General features: G+C 67.6%; 11 protein-coding genes. 8 read left to right on the plus strand and 3 right to left on the minus strand.

The features are described from left to right. Positions 1-385: 385 nt before the first annotated feature. The 3 genes from H5T73_03810 (at position 386) to H5T73_03820 (ending at position 3,286) form a co-directional block, all read left to right on the plus strand. Positions 386-1,693, plus strand: coding sequence for a TrpB-like pyridoxal phosphate-dependent enzyme (locus H5T73_03810; protein ID MBC7246891.1), 1,308 nt, complete (start codon positions 386-388; stop codon positions 1,691-1,693). Between the two features lie 418 nt (positions 1,694-2,111). Continuing rightward, positions 2,112-2,627: a hypothetical protein gene (locus tag H5T73_03815; protein ID MBC7246892.1), complete on the plus strand. Its 516-nt coding sequence runs from the start codon at positions 2,112-2,114 to the stop codon at positions 2,625-2,627. 221 nt (positions 2,628-2,848) lie between these two features. Next, complete coding sequence (locus H5T73_03820) at positions 2,849-3,286, plus strand: hypothetical protein (protein ID MBC7246893.1); 438 nt, start codon at positions 2,849-2,851, stop codon at positions 3,284-3,286. A gap of 102 nt (positions 3,287-3,388) precedes the next feature. Here the strand turns inward: H5T73_03820 and H5T73_03825 are convergent, their stop codons facing one another. Beyond that, on the minus strand, positions 3,389-6,415 hold the full coding sequence (locus H5T73_03825; protein MBC7246894.1) for a hypothetical protein: 3,027 nt from the start codon (positions 6,413-6,415) through the stop codon (positions 3,389-3,391). Between the two features lie 728 nt (positions 6,416-7,143). Between H5T73_03825 and H5T73_03830 the strand changes: the two genes are divergently transcribed. Continuing rightward, positions 7,144-8,280, plus strand: a complete 1,137-nt coding sequence (locus H5T73_03830) for a mandelate racemase/muconate lactonizing enzyme family protein (GenBank protein MBC7246895.1) — start codon at positions 7,144-7,146, stop codon at positions 8,278-8,280. Positions 8,281-8,372: 92 nt separating this feature from the next. Here H5T73_03830 and H5T73_03835 read toward each other — a convergent pair whose 3' ends face one another. Continuing rightward, a complete protein-coding gene (locus tag H5T73_03835) occupies positions 8,373-9,983 on the minus strand; it encodes a carboxylesterase family protein (protein ID MBC7246896.1) in 1,611 nt (536 codons plus the stop codon). 435 nt (positions 9,984-10,418) lie between these two features. Here H5T73_03835 and H5T73_03840 point away from each other — a divergent pair, with 435 nt between their 5' ends. Next, on the plus strand, positions 10,419-12,200 hold the full coding sequence (locus H5T73_03840; protein MBC7246897.1) for a PAS domain S-box protein: 1,782 nt from the start codon (positions 10,419-10,421) through the stop codon (positions 12,198-12,200). A gap of 272 nt (positions 12,201-12,472) precedes the next feature. Then, the gene (locus H5T73_03845) at positions 12,473-12,949 is read left to right on the plus strand and encodes a flavodoxin domain-containing protein (protein MBC7246898.1); all 477 of its coding nucleotides are present in this window, start codon (positions 12,473-12,475) and stop codon (positions 12,947-12,949) included. A gap of 324 nt (positions 12,950-13,273) precedes the next feature. Here the strand turns inward: H5T73_03845 and H5T73_03850 are convergent, their stop codons facing one another. Further along, positions 13,274-13,555: a metal-sensitive transcriptional regulator gene (locus H5T73_03850; protein ID MBC7246899.1), complete on the minus strand. Its 282-nt coding sequence runs from the start codon at positions 13,553-13,555 to the stop codon at positions 13,274-13,276. A gap of 427 nt (positions 13,556-13,982) precedes the next feature. On the opposite strand from H5T73_03850, the gene H5T73_03855 reads away from it, so the two are divergent. Together H5T73_03855 and H5T73_03860 are read left to right on the plus strand one after the other, a co-directional pair. After that, complete coding sequence (locus H5T73_03855) at positions 13,983-14,237, plus strand: hypothetical protein (GenBank protein ID MBC7246900.1); 255 nt, start codon at positions 13,983-13,985, stop codon at positions 14,235-14,237. 267 nt (positions 14,238-14,504) lie between these two features. Next, a complete protein-coding gene (locus tag H5T73_03860) occupies positions 14,505-15,053 on the plus strand; it encodes a hypothetical protein (protein ID MBC7246901.1) in 549 nt (182 codons plus the stop codon). Positions 15,054-15,064: the final 11 nt, after the last annotated feature.

Below are 15,064 nucleotides of genomic sequence, written 5' to 3' on the forward strand. Positions count from 1 at the left end.
CGATGTGCGGGGGAGTGATCGCCGGCCGGCCTGCGCTGCCTGCTGCCTGCCTTGACAAGCGGGGATGGAGGTTCGATAATCTTTCCATCGTTTCATGCAAGGGAGCAGCGGAGATGCCTGGAAAAGATTCCTACGAGGCGAGGGGAGGATGCTCCTGGTGGTGGCGGAGCCGCCGTGGCGGTGCCCGTCCACCCTGCGTCTGGTGATCCGCTGACAGGCACCGAGAGCCACGGAGAGGCAGACTCCGTGGCTTTTTATATATGGCGCGCATGGCAAGAGGCAGGGCGGGAAGGGACGGCATATGACGGCTCGCAAAGGAAAACCAGTAGACGGGAACGGCGAAGGCCAAGAGTAGGAGCCAGAAGGAGGATTAAGAGGAGGAGAGATGGAGGAGCAAGCGAAGATCATCCAGCTGGGGGAGAAGGAGATACCGGAAGCCTGGTACAACGTGCTGCCGGATCTGCCCAAGCCGCTGGAGCCCCCCCTGCACCCCGCCACCAGGGAGCCGGTGGGGCCCGACGACCTGGCGCCCATCTTCCCCATGGGGCTCATAGAGCAGGAGGTGAGCACGGAGCGCTACATCGACATACCCGGCGAGGTGCTGGACATCTACCGTATCTGGCGGCCCACCCCCCTTATACGCGCCACGAGGCTGGAGAAGCACCTGCAGACGCCGGCGCGCATCTACTACAAGAACGAGGGGGTCAGCCCCGCGGGAAGCCACAAGCCGAACACGGCGGTGGCGCAGGCCTACTACAACAAGAAGGAGGGCGTGCGCAAGCTGACCACCGAGACCGGGGCCGGCCAGTGGGGAAGCGCCCTGGCCATGGGCTGCAATTTCTTCGGCCTGGAGCTGCAGGTCTTCATGGTGCGCTCCAGCTTCCAGCAGAAGCCCTACCGCCGGGTGCTCATGGAGACCTGGGGCGCCAAGGTGGAACCGAGCCCGAGCAAGATGACGGAGGCCGGCAGGAAGATACTGGAAGAGAATCCCGACACTCCGGGCAGCCTGGGCATCGCCATCTCCGAGGCCATCGAGCTGGCGGTGCAGGCCGACGACGTCAAGTACAGCCTGGGCAGCGTCCTCAACCACGTTCTACTCCACCAGACGGTGATAGGGCTGGAGGCGAAGAAGGCCTTCGACCTGGTGGGAGATTTTCCCAACATGGTCATCGGTTGCGTGGGCGGCGGCTCCAACTTCGGCGGCACCGCCCTGCCCTTCGTCACGGACAGGCTGCAGGGCAAGGACATCCGGCTCATAGCCGTGGAGCCCACCTCCTGCCCCACCCTGACGGGTGGCCGTTTCGAGTATGACTTCGGCGACATCGCCGAGATGACGCCGCTGCTGCTCATGTACACGCTGGGGCACGATTTCATACCGCCGCCGTCCCATGCCGGGGGACTGCGCTACCACGGCGACGCGCCCATCATCAGCCTGCTGGTCAAGGAAGGCGTGATGGAGGCGCGGGCTTACCACCAGGTGGAGGTGTTCGAGGCGGCGGTGACCTTCGCGCGCACGGAGGGGATCATCCCGGCGCCCGAAACCTCGCACGCCATCAAGGCGGTGATCGACGAGGCCGTGAAGTGCCGCGAGAGCGGGGAGTCCAAGTGCATCTTCTTCAACTTCTCCGGCCACGGTCTGCTGGACCTTGCGGCTTACGACGAATACCTGGCCAACCGCCTGAGCGACGTCTGAGACGGGGGAAGCCGCGGGGGTGCGGGAGCCGTCCCGGTCGCCGGGAGCGACCGCCCCGGCGGCGTCCTGGCCGAGGCGGCAGGATCCGGAACGAGGCCGCCCGGGGAGGGGAGCCGGAGGTAAGCCCGGGCTCCCCTCCTCTTTGCCCTGCTCTCCCGGCGGCGTTTGGAAGCCGGGTCCTGCGGGGCGCGCATCCTCGTCCTGCGCGCGGCGACATCGAACGGCGCCGTAAAAAGATGCGATCATTGACGGCGGTAAGCGCATCATGTCGAGGCCCTTCCCGGGTTCCGTCGCATTCGATATGCCGTGTTGGCGATGAAGCTGCGCCTCGTGCGCGGATCCCGTTGCCGGGCCGGGGCCTTCCCCGGCGCCTTCCGCCCGCCCGCGCCGCTTGGGGCGTCCACGGCGGAAGATTATAATGGGTTACATGGATCACGGGAAAAGAAGCGGGGTCCTCCCCCTCGTGCTCGCCCTAGCGGCATGCGCCGCGCTTGTCGTCTCCGGCTGCGGCAAGGAGGCCGCGGGGGGAACGGAAGAGCAACTGGTAGATTATACCATCAAGGACATACTCGTGCCCCGGGAAGGGGAGAGAGAATTCGTCGTCGCCTGGCTGCGCAGGTCCACGGGGGCCGGCGACGTTTCCTTCGACGCCCTGGCCCAGCGTTTCTGGAAGTGGGAGGGGGGACAGCTCACGGAGATAGGCAGGGAAGAATACGATTCCCTCACCGGGACCCAGGAAAAAGGGGGAAAGGGCACCTGGCTCTACGCGCAGCACTCGGTGACCGTCCTCTCGCTGGACGAGGGGAAGGGCGAGGCTGTGGTGGAGGTGGGATCGATGTACGGGCCGCTCGCCGGAAAGGGAGTCCGCTACCTATTGAGGCGGGAAGGCGGTTCCTGGAAGAAGGTATCCGAGGAGACGGTGTGGATAAGCTGAGGTGCGGGCGGGAACGCGGGTAAGGTCACGGCGGGGGGCCGGCCGTGAGGGACTGCGACGCACACCATGCGGGGTTTGCGAGGAGGTGGACGGGGATGCTCCAGGCACGGGGCGGGAGGAGTGGAAGAGGTCGCGGGAAAGCGGAACCCGCCCGGGAGCCCTGGACAGCAAGCCGTGCGTGGAGGAATCCGCGCCGGGGAGCCGGTATCCCTTGCCCGCTCGTGGCCGCCGTGGCGGTGCTCCTGGCGCTGCTCGTGGGGTCGGTGATGTGCGGGTGCGGAGGCGATTCCCGGGCGCTCAGCGAGGAAGAACAGGTGGCGGAGCGGGCCCTGCGGAGCGCCTTCGCTGGCGAGGGCGGGGCTTTCCTGCGCCTGGTGGACCCCTCCTTCGTGCAGGAGGCGAGGGCGGAGATGCCGGACGCCGACGACGAGACCCTGGGCGCGATACTGCTGTCGGGCTTCCTCCGGGACATCCCTTATAGCGGGGTGTCGCGCCCCGTGTACCAGGTGGACCGGGAGGGGGAGAAGGCGGTGGTCCACGTCTGGGGTTCGTTCCTGGACGGGGAGGGGCGCGAGGTGGAGGTCGCGGAGGGGGAGGCGCTGCGCGTGCCCCTGCTGCGCGAGGGGGGGCGCTGGTACCTCGACCTGCTGGACATCTGACGCCGTCTTACGCGCTCCGGCGAAGGACGCGAAGGCGGCATGCGCACACGAGGCGCCGTGCGCGTAGCCTGCCGGCCCCGCGTTCTCCCCGCGCCACGCGTTTCATGCGTTTTCGGCGAAGAACTCCCTGACCGCCTCGCGCAGCTCGCGCGCCGTCACCACCTCCACGCGCATGCCCGGGGGCAGAGCCGCGCGGAAGTTGCGGGAATAACCCCGCGTCAGGAAGCGCGGGTCCAGCAGCACCACGACGCCGCTGTCGGTGGAGCGGCGGATGAGCCTCCCGATACCCTGCCGGAAGAGGGTGACCGCGAGGGGCAGGTAATAGGCGTTCCAGCCGTCGCCGCAGGCGCGCTCGTAGTGATCCACGCGTCCCGCCGTGACGGGGTCCTGCGGGTGACGGAAAGGGAGCTTCGCCATGATCACCGCGGAAAGCGATTCACCCGGCACATCCACCCCCTCCCAGAAGGCCTCCGTGGCCAGCAGCACGGAATCCCTGTCCTCGCGGAACCTTTCCAGTAGGAGCGCATTGGGGACGTCCCTGCGCTGGCACAGGCAGCTTATGCCCATCTTCTCCAGGCGGGGCCGCAGCAGGGAGTGCAGGCGGCGTACCTGGCGGTGGGAGGTGAGGAGCACCAGGGCCCTGCCTCCCGTGGCCGCGAGGACCTCCTCGATCGCGGCGCACAGTTCTTCGTGGGGAACCTCGCGGAAGCGCCCCGGGGAGGCACGTCCGGCAGCCGGGTCGGGCATGTCGGGGACGGCGAAGAGCCGCGACTGGCGGGCATAGTCGAAGGGGGAATCGAGGGAGAGCAGGCGCAACTCGCGCCCCCGCTCCTCGACCTGGTCCAGGCCCGTGCGGCGCAGGAAGAAGGCGAAGCCGTCCCTTTCCCCGGGCACGCGCAGGGAGGCCGAGGTCAGCACCGCGGCGGAGAGGTTGTCGGTGAAAAACGATGCCAGCTCCCCGCCGACGTTCACGGGAGCGCATTTCAGGTAAAGGGCGGGAGGCGCCCCCCCGCGGACTTGCGACGCCGCGGTCTCCAACCAGCGGATGTGCAGCGAAAAGTCGGGGTCCTGCGGGTCCTGGAAGAAGACGAGAAGGGCCGACGCCTCGCGCTCCAGCTTCCTTGCCAGGGCCTCCGCCCGGTGGACCACGTGCGTGACCTCGTCCTGCCCGTCATCACGGCAGCGGGGAGGGACCTTCCCAGCGGTCTCCGCCAGGCGGTCGGCGATGCGTTGCAACCGTGCCGCGAGCGCCCTGCCCCTCTCGCACAGGGACTCCCAGTCGGGATGGGCGAACTCGCTCGCGGTGAGGCGTCGGCGCTGCGGCTCGCCGCCCTCCCGTGGCGGGTCGCCCGCGTCGGGGAGGAGGGGTAGGAGGTCGCGCGTGGCGAATTCCATGAACTGGCATGAGAGCTCCCGCGCCTCGCCGCCGGGCTCCTCCAGTTCGCGGAGGAGGGGCTCATGCGGGGAAAGTTCGTTCCATGCCGCGTGGAAGCGGCCTGCCGGAGATACCTCTTCCAGGTTGTGCAGGCACGAGGAAAGGGAGAAGGAGGCCCCGAAGGCGTCGGTGGCCACGTCCTCGAGGTGGTGCGCCTCGTCGATGACCAGGTGGCGGTGAGGGGGGACCGCGGGTGTGGAGGACGCCGGCTCGCCGGCTGCGGCCTGCGAGAGAAGAAGGGCGTGGTTGACCACCACCACGTCGCTGCGGGCGGCCAGGTGCCGCGCCCTCTCCACCCTGCATCTCTCGCGCAGGGGACAGCGCGCGCGGGGGCACTCGTCGGGATCGGAGGAAATCTCTTCCAGGAAGCCGGCGAGGCAAAGGCGGAGGCTCATGGATATCTCCTCCAGGTCCCCGCTCGGGGACCTCACCATCCAGGAGACGAGGAATGCGTACCCCTCGGCGGGAGCCAGCCCCGCGAGGGGGAGCACGGGCTGCCCGCGGGAGAGCGTATCGCACCATGAGGACCACTTGCGCAGGCAGATGTAGTTGCTCCTTCCCTTGAGGAGGGAGAAGTCGAGGGAACCCATGGCGCGGGCGAGCAGGGGCAGGTCGCGGTGGAAGAGCTGCTCCTGGAGGTTGCGGGTATAGGTGGAGACCACGAGGGGGACGCCTGCGGCACGGGCATAGAGCGCGCCGGGCACCAGGTACGCAAGGGACTTCCCCACCCCCGTGCCCGCCTCCACGGCGAGGAAGGCGGAGTCGTTGAGGGCCTCGGCCACGGCCCTGGCCATGGCCACCTGCTGGGGGCGGGTCTCGTGGAACGGGTAGTGCCGGGAAAGGGCGCCTCCGGGGGCGAGGAAGCGCTCGACGTCCTCGGGGGAGACGTGCGTCCCCCCCGTTGCGCGCTCGCCCGGGGGGACGGGGTGCGCGGCGGTGTCGGCGTCGCCCGCCGCCGTGGCGGCGCGCGGCGCGCCGGGGAGGCCAGGGGCGTCTCCCGGGCCGCTCGTGGCGGGGAGGAGTTCGACCAGGTCGGGAAAGCGGGGCGGGGCGTCCCGTTCCGCCCGGGTGCGCCCCCCGGCACGTTTCCCCGCACCTTCCCCGGCAAGGAAAAAGTACCAGGGATTGCCGGCCACCCGCAGGGAGGCGAGGACGGCGGCCCGCAGCCTCGGGTGTCCCTCCATCCAGGCCTCGCGGCAGGCGGCGAGCAGACGGTGGATTAGAAGCGCCTCCTCCAGGGCCCTCCAGGGAAGTCTCTCCTGCAGGAGGGAGGAGACCACCGCGTCGAGGGAATGGTCACGCAGGTAGGGGAGGGCGAGCCAGGCGAGCTGCCGCGCGTCCGCCAGGCCGGCCGCGGCGGCCGCGGGCGCGCCGTCGGCCGGAAAAGACGCCTCCAAGTTCTCTCTCCCGTAGACGACGACGGGGAGGCCCTCGATGTGTCCGCGTACGCGCATCGCCGCCTCCTGCGGGGAGATGCCGCGGCGGTGTTCTTCCTCGCTCCTGCCGCTGCGCTCGCGCAGCGAGACGGGGACCGGGACGCCGGGGTCGATGAGCCAGGAGTCGCGCCACGCCTCGCGGCCGCCGCGCACGCGCAGCACCGCCGCCTCCACGGGGAGGGCGCTTCCTTCCTCCGGACCGTCCTGCCCGGCGGCTATAATCCTCAGGATGCAGTATTCCCCGGTCCAGTCGTTCACGGGATCACCCGCTCGTGATGCCTTCTACAGCGATGCGCACCTCGGATGAGCCTCGCGGCCGCTCCCCTTAAGGACGGGCATGCATAGGCGGGAACGGGCCGCGGCGGCAGCCACAGTGATTAATCTAGCAGCGCCCGCTGACAGCATCACGGGGCCTCGCGGGACCGGGGCGCGTTCATGTCCGGGAGAGGGCGGGGAGACGGCCGGGTGCGTGGCGGGGAGCGGGACGCGTCAAGCAGAGGTACGGTAGCGAACGGATATCGTGCGTTCAAAGGGAAGAATGCCGAGGCCGTGAAAACGGCAAAGGGTTTCGCGGAGAAAACGCGCGACGGAGAAAAACCGGGCGCATCGGCGGATGTCGTATGGTCGCGGCAGGCGTTTTCCGTGTCGAAAAAGATCGAGAGACCGCCATCCCGTCCCGGCAGGCCTGGCAGATCCGACAAGGGGAAAGGGGATGTCCAGGAAAAGGGATATCCCTCGCATGCCCGATCCGGGAACCGTGGTCCATGCCCGGCGCGCTGGCGCGCTGAGCCAGGAGCGGGTGCAGGGGATCCGCGTCGGCGGGTGGATCCGCGTCAGCGGGTGGAAAGGTTGTTGGCGTTGGGATATCATTTTCCTGAAGGGGAAAATTTCCATCTGCCGTCAGACTGCGGCCGGAACAGGGAAAAAATACCATCTGCCGTCAGACAGCGGCCGGAACGGAAGAGCCTTTAGGGGAGGGATGCCTTATGAAGATCGTGGACGTGGAGGGTTACCTGTGCCGCTTTCCCCTGCGCGAGCCCTTCCACCCCAGTTGGATCCCGGGCCTGCCTTCCCACGACAACAGCGCCGTCATCCTCCGCCTGCTCACCGACGAGGGTATCGAGGGCGCCTGTGCGGGCGTCGCCTTCGCCGGGGAATGGAAGGGTTTTCCAGAGCTCATCAAGCTCTTCCTGGTGGGAAGGGACCCCTTCCGGGTCGAGGATTTCGTGCAGGTCCTGCGCTCGGCCAAGGTGATCGGCTTCCGGGCCTGGTTCGTGGAAGTGGCCCTCTGGGACATCATCGGCAGGGCCGCCGGCCAGCCCGTATACCGCCTGCTGGGGGGTTCCCGCGACCGCGTGAAGGCCTACGCCTCCACGGGGGAGCTGCGCGACCCCGAGACGAGGGCGCACGACGCGGTGCGGCTGGTGGAGGAAGGCTTCCGGGCCATCAAGCTGCGCATCCGCGACGAGGACGTGCGCCGCGACCTGGCGGTGGTTGAGGCGGTGCGCGTGGCGGTGGGGGACGACGTGGAGATCATGGTGGACGCCAACCAGGCCTGGCTCATCCACGGCTTCGGCGCCTACCCCAAGTGGGACCTCAAGCGGGCCCTCGAGGTGGCGAGGGAGCTGGAACACCTCGGGGTGGCCTGGCTGGAGGAGCCCCTGCGCATGCGGGACTACGAGGGGCTGGCCCTGCTGCGGCGCTCCACCTCCATCCCCATAAGCGGCGGGGAGCTCAACGACGACCTGGACGACTTCCGCGAGCTCATCAACCGGGGCTGCTACGACATCATCCAGCCAGACGTGACCTTCGCGGGGGGCATCCTCATGGGGCGCAAGATCGCGGGCATGGCCGAGGCCTCCCACATCATCTACAACCCGCACACCTGGACCAACGGGCTGGGGCTGGCGGCCAACCTGCAGCTCATGGGGGCCATCCCCAACTGCACCCACTGCGAGTTCCCCTACGACCCCCCGGGGTGGACGCCGGAAGGCAGGGACGCCATGCTCGCGGAGCCCATCACCGTGGACGCCGAAGGCTACGTGGCCGTCCCCGACGGGCCGGGGCTGGGGGTGGAGGTGGACTGGGAAAAGGTGCGCGCCCACGGCGAAAGGATAGTCTGAGGGCGCGGCTCCTTGCCCCGCGCATCAGCGGTCCGCGCGGTTCTCGTGCTCACCCGTCGTTTGGCGGCCGCCCGTGGTCTGCCGGGACCGTTTCATGTTCCGTAGTTGATCTTGAGAAGGAGGCGGTAGGCCTGCGGGTAATAGCCGGAACGGGTGGTGACGGTGGGGCCCAGTTCCTGGTAGAGGTCGTTCTCCGCCGAGAACCGCGGCCAGGGGGGCTCCGTCCCCCCGTTGGGATCCCCGCTCGCGGCGAAACGGGTCCAGTAGTTCATCATCACCTCGGAGAGGGCCTGGTCCTCGGGGCGGAGGTATCTCACCAGGGTGCCGAAGACGAAGGGAAGCTCGTAACCGTGGTAGGCTCCCATGTGCTCCGTCCGCGGCTGGCTCGATCGCATGGTGAAGAGGTAGACGAACACGGGCATGCCCGCCTCGGCCATCTTCTCGGCGGCGAAGCGCGAGGGAGCGGCGAACCCCATGGCGGTGAAGAGGCGGCTGAAAGCCTCTTTCGGCGTGCCCCCATCCACGGGGAAGAGCGCGGTCACCTCGTCGGCGTACGTCCCGTACGCGTACCTGACAAGGCCCTCGTATTGCCCGGCGTTCAAGTCCTGCGAGGCGAGGAAGAGCATGGCCTCGTCGGCGTTGGTCCCGATGAGGAGGGGGATCTTGTGCTGCTTTCCGGCCGCGAATATGTCCTGCGGCCTCTCGGGTAGCGCGTATCCGTCCGCCACGGGCCCGATGGAGGGTCTCCCCGGCGCGTAAGGCGCCACCTTGTCGAAGGCCGCGAGGAGCTCCTCCGGTGACCTGGAACGCAGCGCGGCCAGCTCGTCCTCCTCGCGGTCGCATCCCAGCTCGCGGGAGACCTTCTCGCCCAACTCCTCCGCTTCCTCGAGGGTCTCGCCGCGGCGGTCGGCGGCGGTGCTCATGGAGAGGAAGGCGCCGCTTTCCGCGATGGCGCGGTGGAAGAGCCCCTCGGCCAGCGGGCTGGCCAGGAGGGCGCAGACGCTGGCGCCGCCGGCTGACTCGCCGAATATGGTCACGTTGCCGGGATCGCCCCCGAAGGCCGCGATGTTGTTCCGCACCCAACGCAGGGCCTGCACCTGGTCAAGCAGGCCGTAGTTGCCGGAGACCCCGTGGGGGGATTCCTCGCTCAGCCTGGGATGGGCCATGAAACCGAAGGGCCCCAGGCGGTAGTTCATGGTGACCACCACCACCCCCTTGCGGGCCAGGTACTTTCCCTCGTAGAGGACCTGCGAGCCCGAGCCTATGGTGAAGCCTCCCCCGTGGATCCACACCATCACCGGCAGCCTGTCGTCCGGGCTCGCGGCCGGCGTCCACACGTTGAGGTAGAGGCAGTCCTCGTCCTGGTCCGTTATGCGGAAGATGTCGCTCTGGACCTGGTAGGGCCATTCCGCCTGCGGGCATGCCGGTCCGTACTCCGTGCAGGCGCGCACCTCTTTCCAGGGCGGCACCGGCTGCGGCTCCTTCCAGCGCAGCTCTCCCACGGGCGGGGCGGCGTAGGGTATGCCCTTGTAAACCCAGACGCCGTCCTCCTGGATGCCGCTTATGGGCCCGCTGTCCAGCTGGGGGACCTCCAGGGTCGAGGGTGGCCTCGCGGACTCCCGGCGGCCGCAGCCCGACGCCGGGAGGGCGAGCAGGGTGATCAGGAGCGCGGCCGTGAAAAGGGAAGCGCATTTTCTGAGCATGGGCGTCCTCCTTGGTCGCTTGCCCGGACGCGAAATCCTTGCCTGGAAATATTTTACTTGAAGTGGGGTGCCAAGGGAACGGCACCTCCACGAACCAGTTATGAACGGCGTTCTTGCAGCCGCTCACGCCGCCGTTTTCTCCGGTGCCGGCAGGGGCGGGAGGCGGCCGGCGAACACGCCCATGGTTTCACCGGCGCCCGGAATGAAAGGCGTCGTACGTTTCCACGTGGCGGCATTCCGGCCGAAAGGGGCCGGACGGGATTGCGTCGCCGCGGGCCGCTCGGGTAAAGAGGTGCAGGGCCGCCCACGCTCCGGAGAATCTGCAGGGGCTGCGCCGCAGGAGCCCTATCGGGTAGAATAATATGGTAATGATGGGGATTATATCCACGTGATCGCTGGCCGCCGGAGATCACGCGGGAAAGGACGTCGGGCGCCGTGCAGGTGCAGTTGAACCCCGTAAACGTCACGGAGATCGTGGCCATCGTGGGCTCCGGCATGCTGGGGTTCCTGGTTCTCGCCGGCCACTGGCGCGACAGGCGCGGCCGCCTTTTCGGCCTGCTGTGCCTCCTTCTTGCCGTCTGGAAAGGCTTCGACTTCGCCCATCCCCTGCTCACGCAGGAGACCTGGGTTGACTCGCTTTCCTGGGCCACCGGCTCCCTTGCCATCTACCTGGCGGTACACTTCTTCGTGGCGTATGCCTTTGAGGAAAAGGGCAGGCACGACTTCATATACCGCGGCGCTTTTCTCGCCTCGCTTGTCTTCGTGGTCGCCGCGCTCACGGACGTACTGGGGAAGTCGGATCCCTGGAAGGGCGCCTTTGCGGCGTTCCTCTTTCTCTCCAGTGGGCTCATCGTGGGGTTGACGGCCTGGAAGTTCAACCGCGAGAAGGACCGGCGCCTGCTGCTGATGCTGCTGGGGGCGATATTCATCACCCTGGGGGTATGTCTCCAGGTGGTGGACATCATCTGGGACCTGTGGGAGCTCCGTCCCCAGACCTACGGCATGTTGGCCTTCGAGGCCTGCTTCGCCTACGACATCCTGGTGGCGGGCCTGTTGCGCGAGCGGAAGGAGCGCCTGCAGGCCCTGGAGGAGCTCGGCCTGCGCGAGAGGCGGCTGGAGATGGCGGAAGCGCGCTTCCGCAAGATGATGGACAACAGCTACGACGTCATCTTCACCATGGACCGCGAGGGAAACATCCTGGCCATCAACACCGAGGCCAAGGAGGTGCTCGGATTCCCGGTGGAGCGGATGCTGGGGAAGGGATACCTCGATTTCCTGGACGAGGAGGAACGCGCCAGGGCCTTCGACGCACTCGCCCGCGGCCTGCAGGGCGAGAAGATAAGGTTCTACGACATCACCCTTCAGAGGCCGGACGGCAGGCCGGTGATCCTATCCCTCACCGGCACCCGCCTCTACAGCGAGAAAGAGGCGGCCCTGGTCATCGCCCGTGACGTCACCGGGTCGCGCGAGATGGAGAAGGAGCTGCGGGAGAGGAACCTGTTGCTGCAGGAGGCGAACAGGAGGCTGCGCGAGCTGGACCAGCTCAAGACGGAGCTCGTCGGCATCGTCGGTCACGAGCTGCGCTCGCCGCTCACGGTGATCAACAGCTACGCCGCGGCCCTCAAGGACCACTGGGATAAGATGGGCGAGGAGCGCAAGCTCGCCTGCATCGACCACGTGCTGCGCGAGTGCGGACGCCTCAACCGCATGGTGGAGAACGTCCTGGACATGAGCCGCATCGAGTCGGAGCAGGTTTTCCTCGACCGGCGCCGGGGTGACCTGGTGCTCTTCCTGGACGACGTCACCAGGGAGATGGCCATGACCCCGGGCTCCCGGCCCATGCACCTGGTCACCTCGCAGCGCAGCATAGAGCTGGAGGCAGACTGGGACAAGATCAAGCAGGTGCTCATCAACCTGCTGGACAACGCCTTCCGCTACAGCCCTCCCTGGGGCAGGGTGGTCGTCACCGGGGACGTGCAGGACGCCATGGCGGTGGTGCGCGTGAAGGACCAGGGCCCCGGCATCCCGCGCGAGGGACGCGAGCACCTCTTCGAGAAGTTCACCCAGAACAAGCCGGAGGGGATGGAGCGCGGGTTGGGCCTGGGGCTCTACATCGTGCGCACCTTCGTTGAAGCGCACGGCGGAAAGGTCTGGGTGGAGGACGAGGAGGGGATGGGAGCCGTGCTCGCCTTTTCCCTCCCCCTGCGGGAGCAGTGACCTTACCGGGACAAGGGGTGCCGGGAGCGTTGCGGCGGATCCCGCCGCCACGTGCGGGGAAACGCTTGAGGTCATGCACCTCTCGGGTCGACCTCGATGACGCGCTCGGTCGGTTCCACGCGCGCGGGTCCGCCCGATATGTCGGGGTAAGCCGGCCTTCATGCGAAGGCGGCGTTTTTCCGTCCTTCCCCGTGGGTATATTGCGTATGTCGGCATGGATCGAGGAAAGGCGGGCTCAAGATCAGCCGCCCGGGCCTGGATAAGGAGGTATCATGTTCAGACGCAGGAGGAAAGCGCTGGTCGTCTATCACAGCAAGACCGGGCATACCGCGGAGGCCGCGGAAGCCGTGGCCAGGGGGCTGCGATCCGCGGGGGTCACCGCGGACGTGAAGGCCGTTTCCGAGGTCAGCGGGGAAGATATGTCAGAATATTCCATTCTGGCGGTGGGGAGCCCCACGCGCGGCGCGCGGCCGGCGCGCGTGGTGAAGAAGTTCATCAAGGGCCTGGACAAGAAAGCCCTCAAGGGCAAGTCGGCCACCGTCTTCACGGCCTACGCGGCGCTTCGAGGCCGTACCACCCTGCGCCGCATGCGGCGCCTCTTGAGGAGGAAGAAGGCGAAAGTCGTGCTGCGCGGCGTCGCGGTGAAGGCGGGAGCCCCCCTCAGCCTCTGGAGGGGACCGCAGGCCTCGCCCGAGGACGTGGCGCGCCTCGAGGAACTGGGCCGCAAGCTCGCAAAGAAGTCCAGGTAGCGGGAAACGCCATGCGCCTGCGGCCTTCCGGGGTCGCGGGCTGCGTCCCGAGGGGCCGTTCACGACGGGGACCCCACGGTGAGCGATGGCCCCCTGTACTAAAGGGGTCGCAGGTTGCGGTCTGCAGGGCGTGCGGGCGTCCCTTCGCTGAAGATGCACGTGCCGCCAAGGATCCTGGGAATCATGGTACCCGCACGGTCGTTCCGGCATCACGGGAATCCTCGTGGGAAGCGCCCTTTGAGGGCACATGCGGATGGAGAGACGCTTTCCTCGTGTGGCCTGAATGGCGTCATGCGGCGTCGCCGCGCTTGCGGGCGGCGCGGCTCAAGTCCTCATGGAGTGGGTGAAGCGGAGGAACGAGTCGATGGCCTCTCCCACCGCCTCGTCACAGGGAGAAGCTACATCGCCCTGTAGGCATTCCTTCATGCGGCGGGTGATGATGTGCACTCCCACGCTTTCCATGGCGGAGCGCACGGCCGCGATCTGGTTGAGGACCTCTTCGCAGTCTTTCCCTTCCTCCACCATGCGGATGATACCGCGTACCTGGCCTTCGATGCGATGAAGTCGGTGCAGGACCGCTTTCTTGGAGTCCCTGTCCTCTGACATCTGCCCTCCTCGCGAAAACCAGGGATATTATATAACGGCCTTCGCACGTTTGCATCCACTGCTCCGCGCTTACTCCGCGCTCCGCGCCGGCCGCCGTTCCGCGCTTATTGCGAGCAGTTCCACGCCGCGCCAGAGACTCCCCGCGCCCCGGCCGCCTCTCTCCACCGCCTGTTTGTCCCGCGCGTGAAAGGGGTATTCATCTATATGCCCCGTTTCGCGACGTGCCCTGGTCCGTATGTCCCGGCGGCACGCGTGCTGCGACCGTGACGGCGCATCGCGCGGTGCGACCGGGGGAAAAGGCGCGCGGGAGACCGGGGCGTGGAACAAGCAGATCGCGAGGGGTTGCAGGAACGGCGGAGCGGCCCAGCGAAAGCCTTATGGGGCGGCGGTCCGCGGAGAGACGGCGACGGGCGCGAGGAGGTGAAAGATGGAAAAGCAGGTCGGCAGGGTCACCCACTACTTCGGCAAGGTGGGCGTGGCCGCCATAGAGCTCGAGGACGAGCTGAGGGTCGGCGATACCATTCACATCAAGGGACACACCTCGGACTGGACGCAGAAAGTCGATTCCATGCAGATCGAGCACCAGCAGGTCCAGGAGGCGAAGGCGGGAGACGTCATCGGCATAAAGGTGAGCGAGCACGCCCGCGAGCACGACGTGGTCTACAAGGTGGTGGAAGACTAGCCGGGGCGGCGCGCCCGCGTGAGCACAAGGCGGGGCAGGCGGTTCCCGCGGCCATGTGCGGCATAGGCCGAAGGGCGAGGCTCCGCGCACGGATGCCGCGCCGCTCGGGCGGGTGCTGGCGGGGACGGACCGACGCATGCTTTATAATGCTTCTATGATGCTTCTGTGGTCGTGCGGTCAACGCCCCGCGGTAAGCGCTTCCATGGACGCGACCCCCGCGGGTCGGCCGCGAGGAGCGGGAACGAGACGCGGAGAGATGCCCCGGTCATGACTGACCAGACGGAAAAACGCGAGTTCGAGGTGCGGGGAGGCGCCTGGGAGGCGCTCCACGCCCTCATATTCTACGCGGCCGTGGCCTGCGCGGTTCTCTCCACCGCGGGCGTGGCCAGGCTGGCCACGGGGATAAGCGCGGTCACCCTGCTCTTCTACAGCATCTTCGCCGTGTTCTCATCGCCCACCTACCTGGTCATCGACCCCGAGAGGAAGACGTTGACCTGGGAAACCTACCGTTATTTCATCCCCATGCGCCGGGAGATGACGCGCGGGGACGTGGCGGGCGTCGAGGTGGTGGAGGCGAGGCGCATGGGGGAGGCGGGTGAGGACCCCGGGCCGCGGCGTGACCTTTCCTACTTCGTGCGGGTCTACCTGAGACTCTCCGACGGCAGGAGGCGCAGGGTTTTCCGTTCGGGGACCACGGGGTCCCCCCAGGACAACCGCGCCGCCGCCTTCCTCATCGTGGAGGCGCTGGCGCAGGCTCTGTCACTTCCCATATTTTACCATGCAAAGGGCGGCGGGGGCGCGGAGGGGGTTACCTGAATTGTCACCAG

The organism is Actinomycetota bacterium, assembly GCA_014360655.1.
In the GTDB taxonomy this organism is placed as follows: domain Bacteria; phylum Actinomycetota; class Geothermincolia; order Geothermincolales; family RBG-13-55-18; genus JACIXC01.